This window comes from Rahnella sp. BIGb0236 (genome assembly GCF_004364755.1).
In the GTDB taxonomy this organism is placed as follows: Bacteria; Pseudomonadota; Gammaproteobacteria; order Enterobacterales; family Enterobacteriaceae; genus Rahnella; species Rahnella victoriana.
Genome location: NZ_SOAO01000002.1, coordinates 642,265 through 668,694 on the forward strand (window position 1 = coordinate 642,265; position 26,430 = coordinate 668,694).

Sequence of the window (26,430 nt, forward strand, 5' to 3'; positions counted from 1 at the left end):
TCCGTCAGGGGGTTTCCTGCTGATAATCATAGTCGCTGCGCGCGGGTTGCGCCGCTGTTGTGCCGGTGGCAAACGGATGCGCTTCGACGTCAACAGGCACCCGCGTGTGATCGCGGAACCACTGCCGGTATCCTTTCACCACAAACCCGTCGCTGCGCTGAATATAGACCTCGCGATCGGCGACATACACCTGTCGCAGTGCATACCAGGGCACGCCGGGTAAATCATGATGGACCAGATGATAATTCAGGTTGAGGAACAGCAACCGCCAGACCACACCGGCTTCGTTGAGGGTCGATCTCGCCTGTGGCAGGCGTTCGGCGCGGTGCTCGAAGAAGGAGCGGACTTTGGTCAGGCTGAGCGCCGGATAACTCACCGCCAGAATAAAATACAGCGGCGATAATCCGCGCTGCGCCATCCAGCCGAGCAACATCGCCAGCAGTGCGCCATGCACCAGCCACATACTGACGGTGCGCCATTCGCCGCGTAAAACAGCCAGCAGCGCGCCGGTCAGCGTACTGAGGATATCCAGCAGCGGGCCGGTCAGCATTCTTCCGGGCAAGGTATTGCGCAGGCGCACCGCCGTCTTCATCGCCGGTGACAGGGTTTCCCAGCGGGCACGGCTGAAATAATAGGCTTCAGGATCATCGCCCGGCAGCGTCAGATGCTCGTTACGGTGATGCTGCAAATGGGTGTCGCGGTATAAACCGTAGGGATACCAGACCGCCAGCGGCAGCATTCCGAACAGCTGATTAAGCCAGGGTTTGCGGGTCGGATGCCCGTGGATTAATTCGTGTTGCAGCGACATATACCAGGTGGTGAACCAGATAAGCCACGGCGTGCCGAGCCACGGACCCAGATCGCGCCAGAAGAATACGCCGGCAAACCAGCCGCCATAAACCGAGGCAATCAATAACCAGGTGGGGATTTCCAGCCGCCACCCGAGGCTGCGGCGACGGGCTGCAATGTCGGCCCGCTGGCGGGCGCTGAGGTAAAACGAAGAGGACGCCATAATGTGCCAGAGTCAGAAACCTTTGGCACATTATCGGGCAGCCGGGGACCGCCGCTAACTAACTTAAAACACTATCTATTGCCAGTCAGCAGCTAAGCGACTCAGCCTTGCAGATCCTTTTGCACGGCCTGAGTGAACTGCTCCATCGGGCAGAAGCCCTGTTTATCAACGGTGCAGCCTTCAATTTGCAGGGTGACACGCTCCGGCGGATTTTTCAGGCTCAGGGCCACATTGTTGCGGATCTGATGCGCCGTCGGATAGACGTATTCGATTTTCATCAGATCTTTATTGGCTTTCTTATCGTGCCAGCGCTGGAAGACCACCGTGCCGCTGATCGGCGTACGTTCATACTGCCCCGGCAACTGGTAATCGCGAGTTTTCAGCGCCGCGAGCAATGAAGCGATGTTCGAATCATGCCCGACCAGCACCGCCAGTTTTGCCTGTTGCGCGGCTTTCTGATCGTCTGACGTGGCAGGCTGAGCATCAAGCGCACCGGCGATAAATGTCAGCAGGGGTTTCGCGGCATTCGCTGCGATAGCCGGTGAGCCGAACAGCGTTTCGTGATACAGGTTCTTGATGGTTTCAAGTTTGGTCCACTGGTCCGGCGTGCTGATTTGCCCCCAGGCGACGTCCTTCATCGGGAAACCTTCGTAATACTGCAACATGAACGCATCGGTCGCACCGGTCGCCATCCGCAACGGACCGGTAATGCCCGGCTCTTTGCCCTGCGTCAGCACCACGTCCGAAGGCTGAGACGCCAGATCGCACTGTTGTTTCTCTTTGCAGATTTTGCTGTTTTTGTAATCGAGGATATTTTCGAGCAACGCATAGTTTGGCTTGAGACGCTGATTCAGGCCATCAAGACCGCCCTGCCCGGCGTGCTGATTCACTGAGTTCAGCGCACTGGTTTTAAAACTGTCGTTCACTTCGGCGGTGATAATCGGGTTGAAGACCGGATCCATTTTGCCGATTTCAACGCGGTTGATCACAGCGACATCACAGCCGGGGAAAGCACCGGTGCTGAAATGCTTCGCGGTATCGATGGTACGCGGCAGGCTGTTGGCGTAGGTAAACACCTGATTTTTATCCGGACACTCCGCCGCAGGCAGCAGGTTATCTTTCGCCAGCCAGGCGCGGAAATAATGCCCCATATGTTCGGAAATCTGGCCACCTTTTGGCGTCAGCAATCCGCCTTCGGTTTTCCATACCGGCCAGGTGTGCGTGGTGGATTCGGCAAGCACATCGCCATAGTTGACCAGCGGCGCACGGATGCCGTGGCGGCTGAGCACCAGCACCTGTTGCAGTTCTAAATTGTCGGATTGCGCCGCCTGAGCGGCAGGCATGGCAAGCGGTAATGCGCAGGCAAGTGCAGACAGCACAAGAAAACGGGATGCTTTTTTCACGAGTGATCCTCTTCTGTTGATTCCCTGTAATAAGAAAGCACCGGACGCGCCAACAGATTGATTCGTCCGGTGAATTTTCAGCATAGTGGATTATTCAGCAGAAGTGGGGGATCAGCTTCACAACCTCTCCCCATAAAGGCGTTAACTCACTCAGAACCGGAAGCGCAGCCACGCGAAGAACACGTTACCATTGTTATAGGTGCCGGGAATGTAGGTCGCCTGAAATGTCAGACGATCGTATCCGACGGACGCCAGCGGTAAGACAATCGGGATCGGAATATATTTATAGTCGTCACGCGCTGTCACGGCCGCGGTATATCCTAACCCTAAGCGAAAATTCTTATCCTGCGCAGGCGTCCATATTTTTTCCCAGCCATAACCCCCGATAGGTTCCCATTTATTATGGGAATCTTTAAACGCCATAAAATAAATGCCGTTCCAGTTACCTTTTTCATCGTATCGGGAAATACCGTAACCCCCGCCCCACGGACGTTCGTTATATTTGTCGGTTTTCTCTTTATCGTAGGTAAAACGGTTATGCCAGGTGATCACCGGCAAATACAGATCCTGCGACTGTGGTTCATTCCAGGTGGTGGACACCTTCTCTGTGAACGACGACCAGATACCGGGAATGATCGATTCTTTATGTACCTTGTTGGGATCGCTGACGGGATTATCTCCGTTGCTGGCCGCAAAAGCCGGAACACAAAAAGCCATGGAAACAGTAAGGCTAAAATCCCTGATTAATTTTTTATAAGACATCTTTTAAATAACTCCCTGACGTAAGGTTTTATTATACCTAACCCCGGCCAGGAAATAATTAAACAACAGAAGAACAGCAGTCAGAATGGGTTTAATTGCCTGAAATATCAGGCATTGAGGGTTTTATTATGGGAGTTTTCCTAGCAGGATAAATAAGACAAAATATGAACAGTTCGTAAGAAATAAGTCAGCGCCATAAAAAAATCCGCAGGCTTTCGCACTGCGGATTTTTATTACCGGTTCCGTTTACGCATCAGCCAAGCTGTTTACGCGCGTTACGGAACATGCGCATCCACGGGCTGTCTTCGCCCCACTCTTCCGGATGCCAGGAGTTGCTGACAGTACGGAAGACACGTTCAGGGTGCGGCATCATCACGGTGACACGGCCTGACAGGTTAGTGACCGCCGTGATGCCGTTCGGTGAACCGTTCGGGTTCGCCGGATAGTTTTCTGTCGCCTGACCGTTGTTGTCCACGAAACGCAGCGCCACCAGATTGCTGTGTTCGATTTGCGCCAGATGTGCCGCATCACGCACTTCCACATGGCCTTCGCCATGAGACACCGCGATGGGCATCCGTGAACCGGCCATCCCCTGCATAAACATCGACGGGCTGGCGGTCACTTCCACCAGACTGAAGCGCGCTTCAAAGCGGTCAGACAGGTTACGCACAAAGCGCGGCCAGTGTTCTGCGCCCGGGATCAGCTCTTTCAGGTTCGACATCATCTGACAGCCGTTACACACGCCCAGCGCCAGTGTTTGCGGACGGTGGAAGAATTCTTCGAACTCTTCACGCACGCGGTCGTTGAACAGAACCGATTTCGCCCAGCCTTCGCCCGCGCCCAGCACGTCACCGTAAGAGAATCCGCCGCACGCCACCAGCGTGTGGAAATCCTGCAAATCGCGGCGACCGGCCAGCAGGTCACTCATGTGCACGTCAACCGCATCAAAACCGGCACGGTGGAAGGCGGCCGCCATTTCCACGTGGGAGTTGACGCCCTGCTCACGCAGCACAGCGACTTTCGGACGCGCACCTTTGGCGATGTATGGCGCAGCCACGTCCTCATCCGGTGCGAATGTCAGTTTGACGTTCAGACCCGGGTCAAGATCCTGAGTTTTCGCCTGATGTTCCTGATCGGCACACTCAGGGTTATCGCGCAGACGCTGCATCTGCCAGGTGGTTTCTGCCCACCAGGTGCGCAGCGTGGTACGGCTTTCGCTGTACACCGGTTTGCTGCCGGAAGTGATGATGAAGCGATCGCCGGTTTCCACACTGCCGAGGTAATGCGTGCAGTCCGCCAGACCAAAGTCGGCCAGCGTTTTCTCAACGGCTTCGCGGTCGGACGCACGTACCTGAATCACGGCACCCAGTTCTTCGTTGAACAGCGCGGCCAGCGAATCGTTGCCCAGCGCCGCGATATCTGCGGTCAGGCCGCAATGTCCGGCAAAGGCCATTTCCGCCAGTGTCACCAGCAAACCGCCGTCGGAACGGTCATGGTAGGCCAGTAATTTCTGCTCAGACACCAGCGCCTGCATGGCGTTGAAGAAACCACCCAGTTGCTCAGCACTGCGCACGTCGGCAGGCGTGTTGCCGAGCTGACGGTAAACCTGCGCCAGCGCGGTCGCGCCCAGCGCGTTATGACCGGCACCCAGGTCGACCAGCAACAGCACGGTGTCGCCTTTGTCGGTGCGCAGTTGCGGCGTTACGGTGTGGCGCACGTCTTCGACACGGGCAAAGGCGGTGATCACCAGCGACAGCGGAGAGGTCATCTCGCGTTGTTCGTTACCTTCCTGCCAGCGGGTTTTCATCGACATCGAGTCTTTGCCCACCGGAATGGTGATACCCAGCGCCGGACAAAGTTCTTCGCCCACCGCTTTAACCGCCGCATATAAACCGGCATCTTCGCCCGGGTGACCGGCCGCCGACATCCAGTTTGCAGAAAGTTTGACGCGTTTCAGGCTGCCAATTTCAACGGCAGCGAGGTTAGTCAGTGCTTCGCCCACCGCCATGCGGCCGGACGCCGCGAAGTCCAGCAAGGCCACCGGGGCGCGTTCGCCCAGAGACATGGCTTCGCCGTGATAGCTGTCGAGGCTGGCGGTAGTGACCGCGCAGTCAGCAACCGGGATCTGCCACGGACCGACCATCTGGTCACGTGCCACCATACCGGTGACGGTACGGTCGCCGATGGTGATCAGGAAGGTTTTCTCAGCCACTGCAGGCAGATGCAGAACGCGTTTCACCGCTTCGGTAATCTGAATGTTTTCCGCATTCAGCTCGTCGCCTTTGGCTTTAAGCGTGGTGACGTCGCGGGTCATTTTTGGCGTTTTGCCCAGCAGCACGTCCAGCGGCATATCAATCGGCTGGTTATCGAAATGGCTGTCTTCCAGAGACAGATGCATTTCTTCCGTCGCTTCACCGATGACCGCGTAAGGTGCGCGTTCACGCTGGCAAATCGCATCGAACTGTTCCAGCTGTGCCGGAGACACCGCCAGTACGTAACGTTCCTGCGATTCGTTACACCAGACTTCCAGCGGGCTCATGCCCGGCTCGTCGTTGAGGATGTCACGCAACTGGAAACGGCCGCCACGGTTGCCATCGCTGACCAGTTCCGGCATGGCGTTGGATAAACCGCCTGCACCGACGTCATGGATGAACAGGATCGGGTTGGCTTCGCCAAGCTGCCAGCAACGGTCGATCACTTCCTGACAGCGGCGTTCCATTTCCGGGTTGTCGCGCTGTACGGAAGCAAAATCCAGATCCGCATCCGACTGACCGGATGCCATGGAAGATGCCGCGCCGCCGCCCAGACCGATATTCATCGCCGGGCCGCCGAGCACGATCAGTTTCGCGCCCACGGTGATTTCGCCTTTCTGCACGTGATCCGCGCGGATGTTGCCGATACCGCCCGCCAGCATGATCGGTTTGTGGTAACCGCGCAGCTCAGGTCCGTTGTGGCTGTTAACGTTTTCTTCGTAAGTCCGGAAGTAGCCCAGCAGCGCCGGACGACCAAATTCGTTGTTAAATGCCGCGCCGCCCAGCGGGCCGTCGGTCATGATATCCAGCGCGGTGACGATACGATCCGGTTTACCGAAATCTTCTTCCCACGGCTGTTCAAAGCCCGGAATACGCAGGTTGGACACAGAAAAACCCACCAGACCGGCTTTTGGTTTTGCACCGCGACCGGTTGCGCCTTCGTCACGGATTTCACCACCGGAACCCGTTGCCGCGCCCGGCCACGGAGAGATCGCCGTCGGGTGGTTATGGGTTTCAACCTTCATCAGGATATGCGCCTGCTCCTGATGGAAATCGTACAGACCGTCTTTCGCATCGGCGTAGAAACGGCCGACCTGCGAACCTTCCATCACGGCGGCGTTATCTTTATACGCCGACAGCACGTGATCAGGGGTCTGTTCGAAGGTGTTTTTGATCATCTTGAACAGGGATTTCGGCTGCGTTTCGCCGTCGATAATCCAGTCTGCGTTGAAGATTTTATGACGGCAGTGTTCCGAGTTGGCCTGTGCGAACATATAGAGTTCGATGTCAGTCGGGTTGCGCCCCAACGACGTAAAGGCTTCCATCAGGTAATCAATTTCGTCCTGCGCCAGCGCCAGACCTAATTTGATGTTGGCGGCTTCCAGTGCGCCACGGCCAACGCCCAGGATATCCACATGCTGCACCGGCGCAGGCTGATGCTGCGCGAACAGCGCGCTGGCATCTTCAGGCTGAGTGAAGACGGTTTCCATCATGCGGTCATGCAGCAACGCGCCCAGTTCGTTCCACTGTGCTTCGGTCAGTTGCGGTGCCTGTACATAAAAGGCCAGACCGCGCTCAAGACGCAGAACCTGCGACAAACCGCAGTTGTGCGCGATGTCGGTGGCTTTGGAAGACCAGGGAGAAATGGTGCCGGGGCGCGGAGTGACCAGCAGTAAACGACCAGAAGGAGCGTGTTCAGCGAGAGAAGGACCGTATTTCAGGAGGCGTTGTAACTTGGTTTGTTCGTCCGAATTCAGCGGCGCGCTGACATCGGCAAAGTGTACATATTCGGCGTAGATATCGCTGACCGGAAGGCGGGCTTCCTGACAACGTGACAATAATTTGTTAATGCGAAAAGCCGACAAAGCGGGCGAACCACGCAGTATTTCCATAATCACAGATCTCTCGTCTTCGAAGACACTGACCACAGTGCTTCATTGGGCGCAACAGGGGGAAAACGCGGGCTATTATAAAGAAAGCCGGCGTCCGACGAAACCGTTTGCGTAGTGAAACTTGATATTCATTTATAGGCCCACATATCTTACGGGTATCATGAATAAAGTTGCAGACTGCCGTTTTGTTGAGCAAAATGCGTCAGCACTGGGGATATAACCATACAAACTGCACAGCATAGCGTAAAAAAACAAGAGCGCCGCAGCGAGATAACTATTTGACGCGACTAAAAATTAATTATGTTCTGATGGGGATCGCCGCCCTGTTGCTGGCACTGGCCTTATGGCCAGCCGTCCCGTGGCACAGAGGTGAAGGCGACCTGCTGGATCAAATAAAATCCCGTGGAGAATTGCGCGTCAGCACGCTCAATTCTCCACTGACTTTTATGGACTCCCCGGAAGGCAATCTCGGCTTCGATTACGAACTGGCTAAACGCTTTGCAGATTATCTGGGCGTGCAGTTGGTCGTCACGCAGCACACCACGGTTGACGCCATGTTTGACAGTCTCGATCACAATAAAGCCGATTTACTGGCGTCGGGTCTGGTCTACAACAATGAGCGGCTGAAAAACTACCGTGCCGGGCCTGAATATTATTCCATCTCTCAGCAACTGGTTTACCGGCAGGGTGCCCCGCGTCCGAAGAGTTTCGCGGATGTGAAAGGCTCGCTGATGGTCTCTGCGGGTACGGCACACATCCCGACACTGGAAGCGGCCAAAAGCAAATACCCGGATCTGACCTGGACGACCACCGACAAAATGTCACCGCGTGACCTGCTGCAACAGGTGGAAACCGGCAAGCTGGATTACACACTGGGTGACTCGGTGACCATCGCGCTGATGCAGCGCGTTTATCCGCGTCTGGCTGTTGCTTTTGATGCGACGGAAGACGAGCCGGTGACCTGGTATTACCGCAAGGTGCCGGATGACGACAGCCTGTCTGCCGCCATGCTCGACTTCTTCAGCCAGATTTCAGAAGACGGTACGCTGGAAAAACTCGAGGAGAAATACCTCGGTCACGTCGGTGATTTTGATTACGTCGATACGCGGACATTCCTCAAAGCCATCGACAGTACGCTGCCGGACCTGCAACCGCTGTTTGAGAAGTATGCGCAGGACATCGACTGGCGTCTGCTGGCGGCCATCGCCTATCAGGAATCTCACTGGGATCCGCAGGCCAAATCGCCGACCGGCGTGCGCGGGATCATGATGCTGACCCGGGCAACGGCGGGAGGGCTTGATGTGGATGACCGCACCGATGCCGAGCAGAGTATCCGCGGGGGCGCACAGTATCTGTCGCATCTGATGGCGAAAATGCCGGAGACGATTCCGCAGGATGAACGGATCTGGTTTGCGCTGGCGGCCTATAACATGGGGTACGGACATATGCTCGATGCCCGTAAACTGACGGCACAGCAAAAAGCCAATCCGGACAGCTGGGCCGATGTGAAACAGCGCCTGCCGATGCTGAACCAGAAACGCTTCTTCAGCCGCACGACGTACGGTTATGCGCGCGGCACACAGGCGTATAACTACGTGGAAAATATCCGCCGCTATCAGCTGAGTCTGGTGGGATACCTGATGGAAAAAGAGAAGCAACAGGCGCAGAAAGCCGCGTTACAGGCGCAACTGGGTCAGGGCTATCCGGCCGTGGCTCCGCAGGAAGCACTGGCGCAGTAACGCCGGTGCGGTTTATTCCTGCGGTTTATCGTCGGTTGGTTGCACAGCTTGCGCCGCACGTTCGGCCTGTCTGAGGGCTTTTTTCTGGCTGCGGCGAAAACGGAAGAAGGCGCTCAGCTGTTCCGAACATTCTTCCGCAAGCACGCCAGCAGTGATGTCGATCTGATGATTCATGCCCGGATGACGCAGGATATCCATCAGGGAACCGGCGGCACCGGTTTTGGCATCTGCCGCGCCATACACCACGCGGCGGATCCGGCTGTGAACCATCGCCCCGGCACACATAACGCAAGGCTCCAGCGTGATATACAGCGTGGCATCGAGCAGACGATAGTTTTGCACGGCACTTCCGCCCTGACGCAATGCCATAATTTCCGCATGCGCCGTCGGATCATGATGGCCGATAGACCGGTTCCAGCCTTCGCCAATCACCTGATTGTCTAAAACCAGCACCGCGCCGACCGGCACTTCGCCCTCTTCCTGCGCTTTCAGCGCCAGCGTCATGGCGTACCGCATCCAGTGTTCATCGTCATTCATTACTGCCAACTCTGCCTCTGCCACTTCAACCTCAATCATTTTTTACCGGCAGACATGTTATCTGAATTTTGCACTGGCCGTTATTCCAGTTGCTGTAACTCGCCCTGTTTACTGACGCGGAAACGATGCTCACAGAAGAACAGCAGCGGGTTGTCCTGTTTGCTGTCGCTGTAACCGCTGTACAGTTTAAGCGGTGAACCGATACGGCTTTCCAGCTGGGCGACCTTTTCTTCTCCCAGACAACGCAATGGCAACACCCAGCCGCCTTTACCGCGCGCAATCCGGCTGCCGACCAGACGAACCTGCGGTAAAAACAGAGAGGTGTTGTACACCTGCTGCACCAGATTTTCCGGTGAGCCGGTGATCAGCCACACTTCCGTATCATCGCTGTCGAGATATTCCCGCAGCCTGCGCTGCACCACCGGAAACTCCACCACTTTCTCACGAAACGCAGTGACAAATTGCAGCTCCAGCGCTTTCAGCCGTGCCTCACTGTGGCCGAAGGTAATCGACCACAGTAACAGGCTCATCGGCCAGCGCGCGGCGCGTCCGTGGATAAACAATCCTATCCCCACCAGCGGCAGAACCGGCACGACGAGGATGAGATTCTGCGGCATGCGTCTGAGCAAAAACCGCAGAAAGCTGCCGAACATATCCTGCTGGTGCAGCGTGCCATCGAGATCAAAAAAGACCACCCGTCGATCAGGCTTCGTACTCAATCCGTTACTCCTCGGGATCGTTGAACCCCATCAACCAGGTAAAAATAAAACCTGCTATTACCGTAATGACTAAACCGATCAGATACAACATCACCTTGCCGGAAATAATGGTCAGTGCCAGCGGCAGGCCGGAAATGCCGAATGTGATAACCGTCGCGACTTTCCAGTAACAGATTAGCGCACCGCCGACGGCTCCGCCCAAACATGCGCCAATAAAAGGACGACCGAGTGGCAGCGTAACACCGAATATCAGCGGCTCGCCGATGCCTAAAATCCCCACCGGCAACGCCACTTTGATCACTTTTTTCAGCCGTGCGTTGCGGGTTTTCATGTACACCGCGATCGCCGACCCCACCTGTCCGACACCGGCCATGGCTAAAATCGGCAGCAGCGGGTTGGAGCCGTGCGCCTGGATCAGTTCAACATGTATCGGCACCAGTCCCTGATGCAGGCCTGACAGCACCAGCGGCAGGAACGCCCCGGCCAGCACCGCGCCCACCAGTAATCCGCCTTTATCGATAGCAATATTGACGCCGTGAGCAATGCCATCCGAAATGTAACCGCCGATGGGTTGCAGGATCACAATCGCCAGCGTGGCGGTGATCAACGTGGTGATCAGCGGATTGAGGATCAGTTCGACCGATTCCGGCAGCCACTGGCGCAATCTTTTCTCCAGCCAGCACATCAGGGCGACCACCAGCAATACCGCGATCACCCCGCCACGACCGGGCTGTAACGCTTCGCCAAACAGGGTGATTTGCGCCAGCGCAGGGCTGGAGAGAATTCCCGCCATCACGCCGCCCATCGCCTGTGAGCCGCCGAAAACCCGCGCCGCATTCACGCCGACCAGAATGTTCATGATGGCAAAAACCGCCCCGCCAAAAATCGCCAGCAGGCCGAGGATATTGGGGTAATCAAGGGCAATGGAACCGGCGATATCAGGCCGTTTGAGCAGATTGATAATGCCCATAATCAGCCCGGAAGCGATAAAGGCCGGGATCAGCGGAATAAAGACGTCGGCCAGTTTGCGCAGCGCCCCGCTCATCGGGGCAGAGTATTTTGCTTTGGCGCTGGCTTTGTTGCGGGCGATCTCGTTTTCACCCGCCCCGCTGACCGCTCCGGCCGGACTCAGCAACAGACGCATCGCATCCACCACTTTTGCCGCCGCACCCGGCCCGACAATAAACTGATGCTGTTCGCCCTGCTTCAGATACCCTTTGATGCCTTCCAGCGTTTTCAGGCTGGCCAGATCCAGCCGTTCATCGTCGCGCACTTCCACGCGCACGCGGGTCATGCAGTTTTCCAGCTTGCTGATATTGCCCTCGCCGCCGACCCCCAGCAAAATCTGCGAAGCCAGCCGCTGCGTTTTATCCATTGCCATCGCCATGCTCAACTCCTTGAGGTTAATCCGCCAGTGCGGCGCGCAGGAATCCGTGGTGTTTCGCCAGTCGCGTTTTTGCCTGTCCGGCATCAATGCCCGCCAGCAGCATCAGAATGGCCGGTTTCACTTCAAAATCAGTCTGAGAAAGTGCCGCTTCGGCATCACTGCGCGCCGCGCCCGTGGCCTCGACCACAATGCGGCAGGCGCGATCGACCAGTTTCACGTTGGTGGCTTTCACGTCCACCATCAGGTTCTGGTAAACCTTGCCACTTTTGACCATCGCACCGGTTGAGATCATGTTCAAAACCAGTTTCTGCGCAGTGCCGGATTTCAGGCGGGTGGAGCCGGTCAGCGCCTCCGGCCCGACCACAGGTGAAATGGCGATAGCCGCTTCGCGGGCAATCGGCGAATCCGGATTACAGGAAATCGCCACCGTGGCGCAACCCAGTCCGCTGGCGTAGCGCAGGGCGCCGATCACGTAAGGCGTCCGGCCGCTGGCCGCCAGCCCGACCACGGTATCTTTTGCGCTCAAGTTGAGATTTTTTAAATCCTCCACACCCAGCGATTCGCTGTCTTCCGCGCCTTCCACCGCTTTGAGCAACGCGCCTGGCCCGCCGGCAATCAGGCCAACCACCATGCCGTGCGGAACACCAAATGTTGGCGGGCATTCTGACGCATCAAGAACGCCAAGACGGCCACTGGTGCCAGCACCAAGGTAAATCAGTCGTCCGCCAGCCTGAAATGACGCTGCGGCTTTATCGATGGACTGCGCAATCTGTGGCAGTACATGGCTGATGGCTTCCGGCACTTTGCGGTCTTCACGGTTGAAGCAGGCCACCAGTTCCAGCGTGGACATTTCATCGAGATTCATCGTGTCCGGATTGCGGCTTTCTGAAACCAGCGCACCGAGATTGAGGGTTGTGTTCATGTTTCTCTCCTGAATTTTTAATTCAAATTTATTACACAATATTTGAATATATTATTCATCAATGCGAGGAATATTTGCTATTTTAGATAACATAATCCGTAAAACGTGATGTAAGTATTCAGAGACGCCGGGATAACCCACCATGAGTTGTATGATCCGTATCCGCCAGCTATATCCGACACTGGCGCAAAATGACCGTAAACTGGCTGATTTTTTACTGGCTCAGCCGGAAAAAGCCCGTCATATGAGTTCGCAAAAGCTGGCTGAGATGGCCGGCGTCAGTCAGTCTGGCGTGGTGAAGTTTGCCCAGAAACTCGGTTATAAAGGCTTCCCCGCGCTGAAACTGGCCATGAGCGAATCGCTGGCCTCAGCCGAACACAGCGAGCCGGTTACCGTCCATAATCAGATTTTAAGCACCGACAGCCTGCATGTGGTGGGCGAGAAACTGCTGACAGAAAAGCAATCGGCATTGCGCGCCACCCTCGATATCAACAGCGAACCCCGCCTGCAAATTGCGTTGTCGATGCTGACGGATGCCCGGAAAATTATCCTCACCGGGATTGGCGCGTCGGGACTGGTGGCGAGGGATCTGGCGTATAAGTTGCTGAAAATCGGGGTCACGGCAATCGCCGAATCCGATACGCATGTGCTGGTGGCGACTGCGCAGGCCCTGTCAAAAGAGGATTTATTGCTGGCGATTTCTTTCAGCGGAGAGCGCAGTGAGATCAATCTGGCGGCACGGGTAGCGCGGGAAAGCGGCGCGAAAGTGCTGGCGATCACCGGCTTTTCGCCTAACCCGTTGCAGCAACAGGCCGACCACTGTTTATACACCGTGGCAGAATTACCGGCGACCCGCGGCGCGGCGCTTTCAGCCACCACGGCACAATACTCCCTGACCGATTTACTGTTTGTGGCGCTGGTTCAGCAAGATACAGCACACGCACCGGAGCGCATCCGCCATAGCGAAGAACTGGTGAAAAAGCTGGTTTGATCAGGATCATTTGGCAGGCGGAAAGGCGCAGGAGCAGAACCTACGCCAGCGCAATTCTGCTATACTGCGCGCCCTGATGACTGAACGATACGAGAAAACGCCATGGCCCTGCTGATCACACACAAATGCATTAATTGCGATATGTGCGAACCGGAGTGTCCGAATCAGGCGATCTCGATGGGTAATGAGATTTACGAAATCGACAGCGATCGTTGTACGGAATGTGTCGGCCATTACGATAAACCGACCTGTCAGAGCGTCTGTCCGATCGACAATACCATCATCATCAATCCGCAACACACCGAAACTAACGAACAGCTTTGGGATAAGTTTGTGGTATTGCATCACGCCGTGTAATGGCACGTGATGCATTGTGAAGGATGAAGGGTATTAGTTTTCGATAATCACTGTGGCGCAGGCATAACGGCGCTCATCGGCCAATGTGACATGCACTGATTTCACGCCCATCTGTGCCGCCATTTCTGCCGCGCGGGCATGAAAAACCAGCCCCGGCTTGCCCAGCACATCATTGACCACTTCGAATTGCTCAAACGCCAGCCCGTTGCGGATACCGGTTCCCAGCGCTTTTGCGGCGGCTTCCTTAACGGCAAACCGCTTCGCCAGAAAACGTACCGGCTGCTGATGCTGCTGATAAACTGCCCATTCACTGGCGCACAAAATACGCCGGGCCAGGCGGTCACCACTGCGTTCAATCACTGCCTGGATACGGGAAATTTCTACGATATCCGTACCTAAACCTAAAATGCTCATTACCGGCGCGCTTCCCGCATCAGGTTTTTCATTTCACGCACTGCACCTGATAATCCGTCGATCACTGCCTGACCAATAATGGCGTGGCCGATATTCAGCTCATGCATTTCCGGCAAGGCCGCGATCGGCTGAACGTTGTGGTAAGTCAGGCCGTGGCCCGCATTCACTTTCAGGCCCTTACCCGCTGCGTAAGCCGCGCCCTGTTTGATACGCTCCAGCTCCGCCTGACGCTCAAGATCAGTTTGCGCTTCGGCATAGGCACCGGTGTGGATCTCAATGTAAGGTGCGCCAACGGCCACCGCGGCATCGATCTGACGCAAATCAGGATCGATAAACAAAGACACCAGAATACCGGCTTCGCTGAGACGGGAAACTGCCACCGTCATTTTATCCAGCTGACCGGCAACATCCAGACCGCCTTCGGTGGTCACTTCTTCACGTTTTTCCGGCACCAGACAGCAGAAATGTGGCAGGATTTCGCAGGCAATCCCCACCATTTCATCGGTGACGGCCATCTCGAGATTCATACGGGTTTGGATAGTCTGACGCAGAAGGCGCACATCGCGATCGGTGATATGACGGCGGTCTTCACGCAGATGGACGGTGATCCCATCGGCACCTGCCTGTTCAGCGATAAATGCTGCCTGAACCGGATCAGGATAAGCCGTACCGCGTGCATTACGCAGTGTCGCAATGTGATCAATGTTAACGCCCAACAGCAACTCAGCCATAACAGCTCCAGATTTAAGAATGAATTGATTTATGAATGGAACAACAACGCTAATTTCTGCAGTTTACACCCTTGAGAGTGGCGGCGTGTAGCCCGGAGTCTGAATTAGCTGGAAGAATTGTCAGAAGGTGAAACAGGCTTTTTAACCTGAAACTGGCGGAACAGTTCGCGGCTTTTCAGGGGCTTGCCGCCAAGGTAAGGTTTCAGCGCCATGCGGGTAAAACGCTTCGCGGCGCGCAACGTCGCAACATCCGGAAAATCACGGCTGGCCAGCGCTTTTAAATCCCGCCCCGTAAAGCTGGAATTATCAATCACCAGACTGGCGATAAAGCCTTTTTCTTCACGGTACCGGTAAGTCATGGTGTCGCTGACTTCTTCACCGCTGCCCGCGCAATGCAGAAAATCCACGCCATAGCCCAGATGATGCAACAAAGAAAGCTCGAACTGGCGCAACGCATACTCCGGAGAGCCGCTGGCACCCGCCAGATTTTGCAGACAATTGAGGTAATCGAAGAACAGGGAAGAGTAATTCGCTTCCTGCTCAAGAACCCGGGAAACGAGTTCGTTGACGTACAGGCCGCTGTAAAGCATCAGACCCGACAGAGGAAGGGCGAGAGAGACAGGTTCGGCATTGCGCAGGGTTTTCACTTCTCCCCGCCCGCTCCAGCGAACCAGTAAAGGCGTAAAAGGCTGCAGGCAGCCTTTCAGATTGGACCGGCGGCCACGCGCACCTTTAGCCAGTATGCGTACCCGCCCTTGTCCCTCAGTGAATAAATCCAGCATCAGGCTGGTTTCACTGTAAGGTCGCCCATGCAAAACAAATGCGCGTTGCCAGCCTTCCATAGGCGCGGACCTTATAAGTCGTCTACATAACCCAGACTGCGCAGCGCACGTTCGTCGTCTGCCCAGCCGGATTTGACCTTAACCCACAATTCAAGATGGACTTTCGCTTCGAACATGTTTTCCATGTCCTGGCGGGCTTCAATGCCGATCGTCTTGATTTTAGAGCCTTTGTTACCGATAACCATTTTCTTCTGGCCTTCACGTTCTACCAGAATCAGGCCATTGATGTCGTAACCGCCGCGTTCATTGCTGACAAAGCGTTCGATTTCGACTGTCACGGAATACGGCAACTCTTCGCCCAGGAAACGCATCAGTTTTTCACGGATGATTTCTGAGGCCATAAAGCGTTGTGAACGGTCAGTGATGTAATCTTCCGGGAAGTGATGAACCGCTTCCGGCAGACGCTTACGCACCAGTGCCGCGATGGTATCGACGTTAGTCCCTTTCTCTGCAGAAATAGGCACGATATCCACGAAGTTCATCTGCTCACTCAGGAATTGCAGATGTGGCAATAATTTAGACTTGTCGGTGACGTTATCAATCTTATTGATCGCCAGCAGAACCGGTGATTTCAAATCACGCAGTTTGTTGACCACCATTTCGTCATCGGCAGTCCAGTGGGTGCCTTCGACCACGAAGATCACCAGTTCAACATCACCAATCGAGCTGCTTGCAGCACGGTTCATCAGGCGGTTAATGGCACGTTTTTCTTCAATGTGCAGCCCCGGGGTGTCCACGTAGATGGCCTGATAAGGCCCTTCGGTATGGATACCCATGATGCGGTGACGCGTGGTTTGTGGTTTGCGGGAAGTAATGGAGATTTTTTGCCCCAATAATTCATTCAGCAAGGTCGATTTGCCGACGTTAGGTCGGCCGACGATTGCAACAAAACCACAGTAATTCTTTTCTTCGCTCATTCAAGCTCCAGCTGTATCAGCGCTTGTTCCGCTGCCGCCTGCTCGGCTTTACGGCGACTTGAACCGGTTCCTACAACCGGCTGGCTCAAGCCACTGACCTGGCAGTGGATGGTAAACTCCTGATCGTGCGCTTCACCGCGAACCTGCACAACCAGATAAGAAGGCAACGGCAGATGACGACCTTGCAAAAACTCCTGTAAACGGGTTTTTGGGTCTTTCTGCTTATCACCGGGACTGATTTCGTCCAAACGACTACGGTACCAATCGAGAATCAGCTTTTCGACGGTCTGGATATCACTGTCCAGGAACACGCCGCCAATGAGTGCCTCCACCGTATCCGCAAGAATCGACTCGCGGCGGAAACCACCACTTTTCAATTCGCCCGGCCCTAAGCGTAAACATTCGCCGAGATCGAATTCACGTGCCATTTCAGCTAACGTATTTCCACGTACCAGGGTGGCACGCATACGACTCATATCGCCCTCGTCGACGCGAGGAAAACGATGGTACAGCGCGTTAGCAATGACATAACTAAGAATTGAGTCACCCAGGAACTCTAAACGCTCATTGTGTTTACTGCTTGCGCTGCGGTGAGTCAGTGCCTGCAATAAAAGCTCCTGCTGTTGAAAAGTGTAGCCCAGCTTCCGCTGAAGCCTGTTTATTACGATGGGATTCATGAGTTACCAATAGATCAAGAATGCGTCAAAAACTTCAGCATACGGAACAGGCCTGCTTCGCCCTAAGCCAATCCAAAGCTGTTTCGTTTGCAGTGGCTCCCTCTGTGCGTTTTAAATTTAGATTTAAAATCAGGGGAGCCAACTTTTATCGCCCGAAAGGATATTCTACAACGAGTGGAAATATAATGCTGCGCTAATAGCCACCATTAAATTAATGAATTCCACCGATACGGCTTAAACGAACACCGGTAGGCCATTCACCTTCCTGTTTTTTAAAGCTCATCCAGATAGCAGAGGCTTTACCGACTAAATTCTGTTCCGGAACAAAGCCCCAATAACGGCTGTCAGCGCTGTTATCACGGTTATCGCCCATCATGAAATAGTGCCCTGCTGGCACGACCCATGTTCCCAGCGGCTGACCCGGTTGCTGATAATAAGCACCCAGTTGGTCACGCGCACCCGGTACCGTCAAAATACGGTGTGTCACGTTGCCCAATGTTTCATTGCGCTGAACCAGACGGACACCGTCCTGCGGCACATTGCTGGTTGGTGGCGTTTCAAAGAAACCGCTGCTGGCTTCACCACCGGTAGACTGACCAAACGTCTGCACGAAATCGCTGGCCACACCGGTGTCATACGTCACCGCTAAAGCCGTATTGCAATTTTTACCGCTTTCACAGGCTGGCTGAACCGTGACCTGTTTGCTGAACGGATCATACGTCACGCGGTCACCCGGCAAGCCGACCAGACGTTTAATATAGTCCACGCTCGGATTCAGGGGATATTTAAATACCACCACATCGCCACGCTTAGGCTCACCCGTTGGGATCAGCTTGGTCTGAGTAATAGGATCTTTCAGGCCATAAGCATATTTCTCAACCACGATGAAATCGCCAATCAGCAAGGTTGGCATCATGGAGCCGGACGGGATCTGGAAAGGTTCATAAATAAATGAACGCACCACAAACACGACTAACAATACCGGGAATACCGATGCACAGGTTTCCACCCAGCCCGGCTGCTTTGCCACTTTACTCAGTGTTGAATCGTCAACGGCGCCGCCCGTTTCAGCCTTAATTTTGGCAATTTTCGCCCGGCGTGCAGGTGCCAGCTTGAAACGATCAAGGCACCAGATAATCCCTGACACCAGCGTTGCAACCGCCAGAATCAGGGCAAACATGTTAGCCATGCATACTCCCTACGACTCAATTAAGGATTTACTTGCTGTCTTTGCCCACGTGAAGAATGGCCAGGAACGCTTCCTGTGGTAACTCGACGTTACCCACTTGTTTCATGCGCTTCTTACCATCTTTCTGTTTCTGCAAGAGTTTCTTCTTACGGCTGACGTCGCCGCCATAACATTTGGCGAGAACGTTTTTACGCAATTGCTTCACAGTGGAACGGGCAATGATGTGAGCACCAATTGCCGCCTGAATAGCAATGTCGAACTGCTGACGCGGGATCAGTTCCTGCATTTTCTCAACCAGCTGGCGTCCACGGAACTGTGAATTGCCACGGTGAGTGATCAGCGCCAATGCATCCACACGGTCGCCGTTGATTAGAACATCAACACGCACCATGTCAGAAGCCTGAAAACGTTTGAAATTGTAATCAAGCGACGCATAACCGCGCGAGGTTGACTTCAGACGGTCGAAGAAATCGAGCACCACTTCCGCCATTGGAATTTCATACGTCAGCGCAACCTGGTTACCGTGATAAACCATGTTGGTCTGAACGCCACGCTTCTCAATACACAGGGTGATCACGCTGCCGAGGTATTCCTGCGGCATCAGCATATGACACTCAGCGATCGGTTCGCGCAGTTCCAGAATGTTGTTCAGGGCTGGCAGTTTGGACGGGCTGTCGACATAGATGGTTTCATTGCCCGTCGTCAGCACTTCATACACTACCGTTGGCGCCGTGGTGATCAGATCCAGATCGTATTCACGTTCCAGACGTTCCTGAATGATTTCCATGTGCAACAGACCCAGGAAGCCACAACGGAAGCCGAAGCCCAGCGCGGTAGAACTTTCTGGTTCGTAGAACAGGGAAGCATCGTTAAGGCTCAGTTTGCCTAATGCATCACGGAAGTTTTCATAGTCATCAGAGCTGACCGGGAACAAACCGGCGTAGACCTGTGGTTTAACTTTCTTAAAGCCAGGCAACGCTTTTTCAGCAGGCTGACGCGCTAACGTCAGCGTATCGCCGACCGGTGCGCCCAGAATGTCTTTAATCGCACAAACCAGCCAGCCTACTTCGCCGCAGTTCAGGATATCGCGATCGACACGTTTAGGCGTGAAAATACCCAGACGATCGGCGTTATACACCTGTCCGGTACTCATCACTTTTATTTTGTCGCCCTTTCTCATGGTACCGTTTTTGATACGCACCAGAGAAACCACGCCAAGATAGTTATCGAACCAGGAGTCGATGATCAATGCCTGAAGCGGGGCTTCAGGATCACCTTCCGGCGGTGGCACATCACGCACCAGGCGCTCGAGGACTTCAGGCACACCGACACCGGTTTTCGCGGAACAGCGAACGGCATCCGTCGCATCAATACCCACGATGTCTTCGATTTCCTGTGCAGCGCGATCAGGATCGGCGGCAGGCAGGTCGATTTTGTTCAGAACCGGAACAACTTCCAGATCCATTTCCATCGCGGTATAGCAGTTCGCCAGCGTCTGTGCTTCTACGCCCTGACCTGCATCCACGACCAGCAACGCGCCTTCACAAGCTGCGAGAGAACGGGAAACTTCATAGGAGAAGTCGACGTGACCCGGCGTATCGATAAAGTTGAGATGGTAAACCTGACCATCTTTCGCTTTGTAATCGAGCGTAACGCTTTGCGCTTTGATCGTGATGCCGCGCTCACGTTCCAGATCCATTGAATCGAGGACCTGCGCTTCCATTTCACGGTCGGATAAGCCGCCGCAAATTTGAATAATACGGTCTGACAGCGTCGACTTACCGTGGTCAATGTGGGCAATAATGGAGAAATTTCGTATATGCTTCATTATAAAAGTTTTTCTACCTTGGTATTTCTGAATCATTCGCCATGAACATACAGCGACGGTTTGTAGGTTGGCTGTCTTTCGCCTAAGTCGCAGCATTCTACATGCCAGCACCGTGAAAACCTAGTCTCGGCAGATGCTAACTCCAGATTATGCGAGCTTTCACGAGACGAAATCCTTCCGTTTTCATTTGTTTTCATCATCGGTGCGTGCCGTCGCCCCTTTTCGGGACATCAGGAAAGTATTTTATGTGTCTGCTTCCCGCGCACCGTTTTAGGAAAATACCCATTTACAGAAAGCGGCTCTGAATCTTAATATATTGTTATAAAAGAAATTACATAATTTCACACTCATAAAGCTCTCATTAAACTTCTTCCTTAAATATCTTTTTTTCTTTTTAATTCAATCCGGTCACAAGGTTATCAATATGATCAATGAAGGGCGGCTGCTCAGTCAGCATGGCTTTGCCAAAGCCAACTCTTGGATCACTCTGGTCCTGTCGGTTCTTTTACTGATTGGCGGCGCGGTGCAAATTGCATTCCTGCTGGCTTTTGGCCATACCGCAGAAGGGCTGCACAGCGTGATTCTGTCTGCTCTGCTCAGTATTGCACTTGGTGTGGTTCTCATCATGCTGAGGCGTATTATCAGGCCAAATCAATTCTATCAGCTTCATGAAAACGGTATTTTAGTTATAAGCCAGACGGATCAAAAAAACCGTTTTATCCCTTTTGAACGGATTATGGATATATATCGTTTCAGAACCGGGAAATACACGCGACGTATTTTAAATACCATGACGTTTCGTGAGGAAAATAGCAAAGTCTGGCATCGCATCACGCCCGACATCGCCAATTCTGAAAGACTGATCGAGGTGATTAAGAACGAACAGCTGATGTTCCGTGGCCCATGGGCATTAAATACCCTAGCGCAAGGTGGGGATATTTTATTTACTAAACTCGACAACTCACATTGCGGTTTGAAACGGTTTATCGGTGCCAACCTGCTGGCCGGACATGAAAAAAGGATCCGTCTGAGCGCCCTGATGCTGACTACGGATGAAGGCAAAACTGTGCCTGTTGAGGATATCCAGTTTATCAGTGGCGGCAGTAACAGTCCGCTGATCAGGCTGCTGGACAAGCATGGTCGTATCCTGTTTTCTGTGGCTTACACGTCACTCTCAAGCGCAGATCTCTTCATCGCGCTGATCGAACATATGATCCAGAACCGGATACCGGTCAGAAACTAAAAATGCCACCGGTTTCAGAAACACGGTGGCACATTGGCATGTTGCGGTTTGAGAAATATCAGGAAGGAAGTTTGCTGTCTGAGGCGTACCGGAAGGCATCGGGAGGTAATCCGACCTGTAAGATGACAGGTTGATATCCGGCCTTTCCGTCCACTTTCGCCGCCAGTGCTTTGGCAATCAGAAAACCTAATCCACCACCCAGCACGGCACCAATCACTGCGTACATGTCTGCTTTCAGCAGTGCCTGCAGTATTCCGCCGCCCGCGATCACACCGAATAACGGCGTCATGTAAACCAGAAATGCTGAACGCAGCAGGCTGCCTTCCTGTATCCCCAGTTCAACTTTCTGACCCGGTGCAAGAGGTTCGTTGATGCTGACCTGGAGATTATGTTCGGTCTGCGGCCCCAGCTCGTTCAATACGCGGGCACCACAACCTGAACGGGAATGGCAGCTACTGCAACCAGCCTGCGTTTCACAACGCAGAGTCGCAATACCATCTTGCCACGACACAACCGTGGCCCATTCTTTCATCATGTGATCACCCTGTATTTCTTTCGCTGAGACAGTCGTTGTGAGTAATGCTATTTCGCTGCGAAAACAATGCTCTCTGCGATACGCTTGGCGGTTGAAGGCGGCAATTCGCCCACAACAGTAATTTCGTTGCCGTTACGTATTTCAGTCTGCACCGTTCTGCGCCCTTGCCTGATAAGTTGCTCAGAAGGGCCGTTAGTTGTGGCACTGATATTGACAGAGAAGCTGAACAATCCGTCAGTGTACAACCGTGATTCTATCGTGACTGGCATATTTGGCAAGGTCCGGCGACTGCTGGCGACTTCGGTCACCCCAGCCGGCAGCCATTTCACCTGCCAGCCAAACTTCACCTGCTCGGAAGCGGGTAAAGAAAGCACAGGTGGCAGATTGGCTTTTTCGAGATCAGCAAGCGAGGTAAGCGCCTGTTTCCCGTCATCAAAACTGATGACCCGGAACTGCTCCAGTGTTTCGCCATCGCGATCCAGCAAATCCACGCGCATAGGTAACTTCGTCTCTTCATCAACCCAGATAACATAGCTGAATCGCGTACCATCACGCGAAACAACACGGATCACCTGGCTCAGACGATCGGCGGCACGCGCGCGCCCTACGGCGATAAAATCGTAGTATTTTGTCAGAAGAGAGAAATCACTGAACACAATGGAAGGCAGGGAATCAACGATGTGATCGCCATCCAGCGTAAAAGGCTGCAACCCGGTCTCAAAGTAGCTGATATCTTTTCCGCGCTGGACAATTTCACGGCGCGGTCCATCCATCAGAACCAGTTGAGCGAGTGAGGCTTGATTGGAAACGGCATGACGAAAGCGGAAGGAATCAATCCCTTGCTTCGTGATGTTGATAAAACCCATTTCATAATTCAGCGTCTGACTGGCCTTGCCCATCTCTTGCAGTAACGCCTCGGAAGTGGGATCTGCCGAGGCGATACTTGGAGTAAGCAGGCTGCCCGTTGCTAAACAAACGGCAAACCAAAATTGCTTCATTACTGCGTTTGCGTTCCTAAAGACTGTGTACCAGGGACCTGAACAGCGGCTTGCTGAGGAGTAATCGGTTCGAGTTGAAGCTGCTCTGAATGCAAGCGACGCTGCAATTCGTAATCCTGCAACATCGCATTAATGCGCTTGCGTTGCTCTTGCACGTTTTGTTGCCCGCTGGCGGTATTGCCTTCATTCGGTACGCCGAAGCTCACCGGAGACGCTTTACCCATCATAGGCAAGGTATTGAATGCAGGGGTTTCCGGAGAAGCACCTGTCGCATCAGGCTGATTGTAGTGCTGAACACCGACAATCACCGCCAGAGAAACACAGGCAGCAACACCAACCTGAGTCAGCTGGCTCGCCCACGGGCGCACCTTCTGCCAGAAAGGCATTTTTTGCCAGGTATGAGGCTGAGGTTGTGATTCAGTGGCTGAACCCGGAACCAGTTTAACCGGCTCATTTGCCAGCGCTGCGGCCACACGGTCTGCGATATCCAGATGCACCACATTCCCAATATCACCGCGTAAGGTATCGCGGATCAAATGATAACTCTGCCAGTCTTGCTGAAGCTTAGGATCGGTTGATAAAGAACTTAACAGTTCAGAATCAATGGCTTCACCATCCATCAGAGCGGAAAGCTTTTCTTTCTGCATGCCTAAGTACCCTTCCTGTGTCCGTCATCTCTAACGCTGGATGAGCGGTTGAACCTTGTTATCAATTGCTTCCCGGGCACGGAAAATTCGCGATCTTACCGTACCCACCGGACAATCCATGATGGAGGCTATTTCTTCGTAGCTCAATCCATCCAACTCCCTTAAGGTGATCGCCATGCGAAGATCTTCAGGAAGTGCTTCAATAGTACGGAAAACTATCTGCCGTAACTCTTCAGACAACATTAAGTTCTCAGGGTTCGAAATTTCTTTCAGGGCACCGCCACTTTCGAAATTCTCGGCTTCGTTCGCATCAACATCACTGGATGGCGGACGACGCCCCTGAGCGACTAAATAATTTTTCGCTGTGTTGACTGCAATACGATACAGCCAAGTGTAAAAAGCACTGTCGCCGCGGAAAGATTCCAGCGCACGATACGCTTTAATAAAGGATTCCTGAACCACATCAGGCACATCGCCTTGTGGCACATAGCGGGATACAAGGCTCGCTACCTTATGCTGGTAACGAATAACCAGTAAATTGAACGATTTTTGATCACCTTTCTGGACCCGCTCAACCAGAACCTGATCGGCTAACTGCTCGCTCATCCGAGGTAAAATCTCCCCAAAACTATCTCCGCGCATAAAGTCGTACTGCCAGCTTTCATCATTATATTCCTGAGCAAGTACTGCTTGGAGTTCACATGGATCATTAAGTTCCACATCGTCATTGTTTTTTCTATTGAAGTCTCAAGCCCGTGGCTTTTGCACGGAGGTTTAGGCTAACATGAATTTCCCTCTTCTTCTGCAAACATCATACGTTATGCAACCTTCATCTGAATTTGTTAGCGATGTATTGATAATCGGAAGTGGCGCTGCGGGCCTTTCGTTGGCTTTGCGACTAGCAGACCACTGTCATGTCACTGTTCTCAGTAAAGGCCCCCTCAACGAAGGCTCCACGTTCTACGCACAAGGCGGTATCGCCGCAGTTTTCGACGAAGCAGACAGCATTGCCTCACACGTTGATGACACATTAATTGCCGGCGCAGGTTTATGCGATAAAGAAGCGGTTGAATTTATCGCCAGTAATGCGCGTCATTGCGTCCAGTGGTTGATCGACCAGGGCGTGCTGTTTGATACCGAAACCAACGCCAGCTCAGAAGAGCGCTATCACCTGACTCGCGAAGGCGGTCACAGCCACCGCAGGATCCTGCATGCTGCTGATGCTACAGGTAAAGAAGTAGAGACTACGCTGGTAGGGAAAGCAAGGGCGCACGCCAATATTTGCGTGAAAGAGCGCTATAATGCCGTTGATTTAATTACCTCAAGTAAACTCGGATTAGCGGGCACGCAACGCGTCGTGGGCGCGTATGTCTGGAACCGCGATAAAGAACATGTGGAAACCTTGCGCGCCAAAGCCGTGGTTTTGGCGACAGGCGGCGCAGCAAAGGTGTATCAGTACACCACCAACCCGGACATTTCCTCCGGTGACGGCGTGGCGATGGCGTGGCGCGCAGGCTGTCGTGTTGCCAACCTCGAATTTAACCAGTTCCATCCGACCTGCCTTTATCATCCCCAGGCACGCAACTTTCTGCTGACAGAAGCCCTGCGGGGTGAAGGCGCACTGCTCAAACGTCCGGACGGCACCCGTTTCATGCCTGATTTCGATGAACGTGGCGAACTGGCACCGCGCGATGTGGTGGCAAGAGCCATTGACCATGAAATGAAACGTCTCGGCGCGGATTGCATGTATCTCGATATCAGCCACCGGCCACCGGAGTTCATTAAGCATCATTTCCCGATGATTGATGAAAAGCTGCAATCACTGGGGATTGATCTGACCAAAGAGCCGATCCCGATTGTGCCGGCGGCACATTACACCTGCGGCGGCGTCATGGTCGATCAGCACGGTCGTACCGATCTCGACGGGCTCTACGCTATTGGTGAAGTCAGCTATACGGGTCTGCATGGCGCAAACCGTCTGGCATCGAATTCCCTGCTGGAATGCGTGGTCTACGGCTGGTCAGCGGCGGAAGACATCATCAAGCGTCTGCCTCATGCCAGACTGGCAAAAAACATTCCGCAGTGGGATGAAAGCCGGGTAGATAATTCCGATGAGCAGGTGGTGATCCAGCATAACTGGCATGAACTGAGGCTGTTTATGTGGGATTACGTCGGGATTGTGCGCACGACCAAACGACTCGAACGCGCCCTGCGCCGTATCATGACCCTGCAACAGGAAATTGATGAGTATTACGCGAACTTCCGCATTTCCAACAATTTACTGGAACTGCGAAATCTGGTGCTGGTCGCCGAACTGATTGTAAGAAGTGCGCTGGAACGTAAAGAAAGTCGCGGCCTGCATTTCACGCTCGATTATCCGGACTTACAGGAAAATCCACAGCCGACGATTTTGCAGCCATAACGCCAAAAAGTGCG

Annotated in this window: 24 protein-coding genes; 5 read left to right on the forward strand and 19 right to left on the reverse strand. The window is 53.8% G+C overall.

The window, feature by feature from the left end:
* Positions 1 to 4: 4 nt before the first annotated feature.
* From EDF78_RS06525 to purL, 4 genes are all read right to left on the reverse strand, one after another.
* Positions 5 to 1,012, reverse strand: a complete 1,008-nt coding sequence (locus EDF78_RS06525; RefSeq protein WP_133822757.1) for a fatty acid desaturase — start codon at positions 1,010 to 1,012, stop codon at positions 5 to 7.
* A 101-nt stretch (positions 1,013 to 1,113) separates the two neighbouring features.
* Positions 1,114 to 2,415 (reverse strand): bifunctional glucose-1-phosphatase/inositol phosphatase, encoded by a 1,302-nt coding sequence (gene agp, locus EDF78_RS06530; RefSeq protein ID WP_133822758.1) that lies wholly within the window; start codon positions 2,413 to 2,415, stop codon positions 1,114 to 1,116.
* A gap of 150 nt (positions 2,416 to 2,565) precedes the next feature.
* Positions 2,566 to 3,177: a lipid IV(A) palmitoyltransferase PagP gene (gene pagP, locus EDF78_RS06535; protein ID WP_095924898.1), complete on the reverse strand. Its 612-nt coding sequence runs from the start codon at positions 3,175 to 3,177 to the stop codon at positions 2,566 to 2,568.
* A gap of 253 nt (positions 3,178 to 3,430) precedes the next feature.
* Positions 3,431 to 7,324 carry a phosphoribosylformylglycinamidine synthase gene (gene purL, locus EDF78_RS06540; protein ID WP_208294464.1) on the reverse strand — a complete coding sequence of 1,298 codons (3,894 nt, stop codon included), beginning with the start codon at positions 7,322 to 7,324 and terminating at the stop codon, positions 3,431 to 3,433.
* 275 nt (positions 7,325 to 7,599) lie between these two features.
* On the opposite strand from purL, the gene mltF reads away from it, so the two are divergent.
* The gene (gene mltF, locus EDF78_RS06545; protein WP_095924896.1) at positions 7,600 to 9,060 is read left to right on the forward strand and encodes a membrane-bound lytic murein transglycosylase MltF; all 1,461 of its coding nucleotides are present in this window, start codon (positions 7,600 to 7,602) and stop codon (positions 9,058 to 9,060) included.
* Between the two features lie 12 nt (positions 9,061 to 9,072).
* Here mltF and tadA read toward each other — a convergent pair whose 3' ends face one another.
* Genes tadA through murQ form a run of 4 tightly spaced genes read right to left on the reverse strand, consistent with a single transcriptional unit; the run spans position 9,073 to position 12,625 of the window.
* Complete coding sequence (tadA, locus tag EDF78_RS06550; protein WP_208294462.1) at positions 9,073 to 9,636, reverse strand: tRNA adenosine(34) deaminase TadA; 564 nt, start codon at positions 9,634 to 9,636, stop codon at positions 9,073 to 9,075.
* 41 nt (positions 9,637 to 9,677) lie between these two features.
* A complete protein-coding gene (gene yfhb / locus EDF78_RS06555; protein ID WP_133822760.1) occupies positions 9,678 to 10,316 on the reverse strand; it encodes a phosphatidylglycerophosphatase C in 639 nt (212 codons plus the stop codon).
* 4 nt (positions 10,317 to 10,320) lie between these two features.
* Entirely contained in the window at positions 10,321 to 11,691 is a 1,371-nt protein-coding gene (locus tag EDF78_RS06560) for a PTS transporter subunit EIIC (RefSeq protein ID WP_133822783.1), read from the reverse strand.
* A gap of 28 nt (positions 11,692 to 11,719) precedes the next feature.
* Positions 11,720 to 12,625: an N-acetylmuramic acid 6-phosphate etherase gene (murQ, locus tag EDF78_RS06565; protein WP_133822761.1), complete on the reverse strand. Its 906-nt coding sequence runs from the start codon at positions 12,623 to 12,625 to the stop codon at positions 11,720 to 11,722.
* Positions 12,626 to 12,767: 142 nt separating this feature from the next.
* On the opposite strand from murQ, the gene EDF78_RS06570 reads away from it, so the two are divergent.
* On the forward strand, positions 12,768 to 13,616 hold the full coding sequence (locus EDF78_RS06570; RefSeq protein WP_095924893.1) for a MurR/RpiR family transcriptional regulator: 849 nt from the start codon (positions 12,768 to 12,770) through the stop codon (positions 13,614 to 13,616).
* A gap of 102 nt (positions 13,617 to 13,718) precedes the next feature.
* Positions 13,719 to 13,973, forward strand: a complete 255-nt coding sequence (locus tag EDF78_RS06575) for a YfhL family 4Fe-4S dicluster ferredoxin (RefSeq protein ID WP_095924892.1) — start codon at positions 13,719 to 13,721, stop codon at positions 13,971 to 13,973.
* A 33-nt stretch (positions 13,974 to 14,006) separates the two neighbouring features.
* On the opposite strand, the gene acpS is transcribed toward EDF78_RS06575, so the two are convergent.
* The 7 genes from acpS to lepA form a co-directional block, all read right to left on the reverse strand.
* Entirely contained in the window at positions 14,007 to 14,387 is a 381-nt protein-coding gene (gene acpS, locus EDF78_RS06580) for a holo-ACP synthase (protein ID WP_095924891.1), read from the reverse strand.
* On the reverse strand, positions 14,387 to 15,118 hold the full coding sequence (pdxJ, locus tag EDF78_RS06585; RefSeq protein WP_095924890.1) for a pyridoxine 5'-phosphate synthase: 732 nt from the start codon (positions 15,116 to 15,118) through the stop codon (positions 14,387 to 14,389). Before pdxJ ends, acpS begins: the two co-directional genes overlap by 1 nt.
* A gap of 104 nt (positions 15,119 to 15,222) precedes the next feature.
* Complete coding sequence (gene recO / locus EDF78_RS06590; RefSeq protein ID WP_095924889.1) at positions 15,223 to 15,960, reverse strand: DNA repair protein RecO; 738 nt, start codon at positions 15,958 to 15,960, stop codon at positions 15,223 to 15,225.
* Positions 15,961 to 15,971: 11 nt separating this feature from the next.
* Positions 15,972 to 16,877 carry a GTPase Era gene (era, locus tag EDF78_RS06595; protein WP_095924888.1) on the reverse strand — a complete coding sequence of 302 codons (906 nt, stop codon included), beginning with the start codon at positions 16,875 to 16,877 and terminating at the stop codon, positions 15,972 to 15,974.
* Positions 16,874 to 17,554, reverse strand: coding sequence for a ribonuclease III (gene rnc / locus EDF78_RS06600; RefSeq protein ID WP_015698392.1), 681 nt, complete (start codon positions 17,552 to 17,554; stop codon positions 16,874 to 16,876). Before rnc ends, era begins: the two co-directional genes overlap by 4 nt.
* A 211-nt stretch (positions 17,555 to 17,765) precedes the next feature.
* Entirely contained in the window at positions 17,766 to 18,743 is a 978-nt protein-coding gene (gene lepB, locus EDF78_RS06605; RefSeq protein ID WP_095924887.1) for a signal peptidase I, read from the reverse strand.
* Positions 18,744 to 18,771: 28 nt separating this feature from the next.
* Positions 18,772 to 20,571, reverse strand: a complete 1,800-nt coding sequence (gene lepA, locus EDF78_RS06610) for a translation elongation factor 4 (protein ID WP_095924886.1) — start codon at positions 20,569 to 20,571, stop codon at positions 18,772 to 18,774.
* A gap of 424 nt (positions 20,572 to 20,995) precedes the next feature.
* Between lepA and EDF78_RS06615 the strand changes: the two genes are divergently transcribed.
* Complete coding sequence (locus EDF78_RS06615) at positions 20,996 to 21,814, forward strand: DUF6585 family protein (protein ID WP_095924885.1); 819 nt, start codon at positions 20,996 to 20,998, stop codon at positions 21,812 to 21,814.
* 58 nt (positions 21,815 to 21,872) lie between these two features.
* Here EDF78_RS06615 and rseC read toward each other — a convergent pair whose 3' ends face one another.
* From rseC to rpoE, 4 genes are read right to left on the reverse strand one after another with little or no spacing between them, the layout of a single operon-like run.
* Positions 21,873 to 22,349: a SoxR-reducing system protein RseC gene (gene rseC, locus EDF78_RS06620; protein WP_095924884.1), complete on the reverse strand. Its 477-nt coding sequence runs from the start codon at positions 22,347 to 22,349 to the stop codon at positions 21,873 to 21,875.
* Between the two features lie 47 nt (positions 22,350 to 22,396).
* On the reverse strand, positions 22,397 to 23,347 hold the full coding sequence (rseB, locus tag EDF78_RS06625) for a sigma-E factor regulatory protein RseB (protein ID WP_095924883.1): 951 nt from the start codon (positions 23,345 to 23,347) through the stop codon (positions 22,397 to 22,399).
* Positions 23,347 to 23,994, reverse strand: a complete 648-nt coding sequence (gene rseA / locus EDF78_RS06630) for an anti-sigma-E factor RseA (protein WP_095924882.1) — start codon at positions 23,992 to 23,994, stop codon at positions 23,347 to 23,349. Before rseA ends, rseB begins: the two co-directional genes overlap by 1 nt.
* A 30-nt stretch (positions 23,995 to 24,024) precedes the next feature.
* Positions 24,025 to 24,600: an RNA polymerase sigma factor RpoE gene (rpoE, locus tag EDF78_RS06635; protein WP_095924881.1), complete on the reverse strand. Its 576-nt coding sequence runs from the start codon at positions 24,598 to 24,600 to the stop codon at positions 24,025 to 24,027.
* A gap of 214 nt (positions 24,601 to 24,814) precedes the next feature.
* Between rpoE and nadB the strand changes: the two genes are divergently transcribed.
* Positions 24,815 to 26,416 (forward strand): L-aspartate oxidase, encoded by a 1,602-nt coding sequence (nadB, locus tag EDF78_RS06640; protein WP_195816767.1) that lies wholly within the window; start codon positions 24,815 to 24,817, stop codon positions 26,414 to 26,416.
* Positions 26,417 to 26,430 lie beyond the last annotated feature (14 nt).

What these genes read in the sequence shown, in the direction of transcription:
- EDF78_RS06525 (WP_133822757.1), bottom strand. Translation starts at nt 1,012, where the DNA reads ATGGCGTCCTCTTCGTTTTACCTCAGCGCCCGCCAGCGGGCCGACATT.
- pagP (WP_095924898.1), bottom strand. Translation starts at nt 3,177, where the DNA reads ATGTCTTATAAAAAATTAATCAGGGATTTTAGCCTTACTGTTTCCATG.
- tadA (WP_208294462.1), bottom strand. Translation starts at nt 9,636, where the DNA reads ATGATTGAGGTTGAAGTGGCAGAGGCAGAGTTGGCAGTAATGAATGAC.
- EDF78_RS06560 (WP_133822783.1), bottom strand. Translation starts at nt 11,691, where the DNA reads ATGGATAAAACGCAGCGGCTGGCTTCGCAGATTTTGCTGGGGGTCGGC.
- murQ (WP_133822761.1), bottom strand. Translation starts at nt 12,625, where the DNA reads ATGAACACAACCCTCAATCTCGGTGCGCTGGTTTCAGAAAGCCGCAAT.
- EDF78_RS06570 (WP_095924893.1), top strand. Translation starts at nt 12,768, where the DNA reads ATGAGTTGTATGATCCGTATCCGCCAGCTATATCCGACACTGGCGCAA.
- EDF78_RS06575 (WP_095924892.1), top strand. Translation starts at nt 13,719, where the DNA reads ATGGCCCTGCTGATCACACACAAATGCATTAATTGCGATATGTGCGAA.
- acpS (WP_095924891.1), bottom strand. Translation starts at nt 14,387, where the DNA reads ATGAGCATTTTAGGTTTAGGTACGGATATCGTAGAAATTTCCCGTATC.
- pdxJ (WP_095924890.1), bottom strand. Translation starts at nt 15,118, where the DNA reads ATGGCTGAGTTGCTGTTGGGCGTTAACATTGATCACATTGCGACACTG.
- recO (WP_095924889.1), bottom strand. Translation starts at nt 15,960, where the DNA reads ATGGAAGGCTGGCAACGCGCATTTGTTTTGCATGGGCGACCTTACAGT.
- era (WP_095924888.1), bottom strand. Translation starts at nt 16,877, where the DNA reads ATGAGCGAAGAAAAGAATTACTGTGGTTTTGTTGCAATCGTCGGCCGA.
- rnc (WP_015698392.1), bottom strand. Translation starts at nt 17,554, where the DNA reads ATGAATCCCATCGTAATAAACAGGCTTCAGCGGAAGCTGGGCTACACT.
- lepB (WP_095924887.1), bottom strand. Translation starts at nt 18,743, where the DNA reads ATGGCTAACATGTTTGCCCTGATTCTGGCGGTTGCAACGCTGGTGTCA.
- lepA (WP_095924886.1), bottom strand. Translation starts at nt 20,571, where the DNA reads ATGAAGCATATACGAAATTTCTCCATTATTGCCCACATTGACCACGGT.
- EDF78_RS06615 (WP_095924885.1), top strand. Translation starts at nt 20,996, where the DNA reads ATGATCAATGAAGGGCGGCTGCTCAGTCAGCATGGCTTTGCCAAAGCC.
- rseC (WP_095924884.1), bottom strand. Translation starts at nt 22,349, where the DNA reads ATGATGAAAGAATGGGCCACGGTTGTGTCGTGGCAAGATGGTATTGCG.
- rseB (WP_095924883.1), bottom strand. Translation starts at nt 23,347, where the DNA reads ATGAAGCAATTTTGGTTTGCCGTTTGTTTAGCAACGGGCAGCCTGCTT.
- rseA (WP_095924882.1), bottom strand. Translation starts at nt 23,994, where the DNA reads ATGCAGAAAGAAAAGCTTTCCGCTCTGATGGATGGTGAAGCCATTGAT.
- rpoE (WP_095924881.1), bottom strand. Translation starts at nt 24,600, where the DNA reads ATGAGCGAGCAGTTAGCCGATCAGGTTCTGGTTGAGCGGGTCCAGAAA.
- nadB (WP_195816767.1), top strand. Translation starts at nt 24,815, where the DNA reads ATGCAACCTTCATCTGAATTTGTTAGCGATGTATTGATAATCGGAAGT.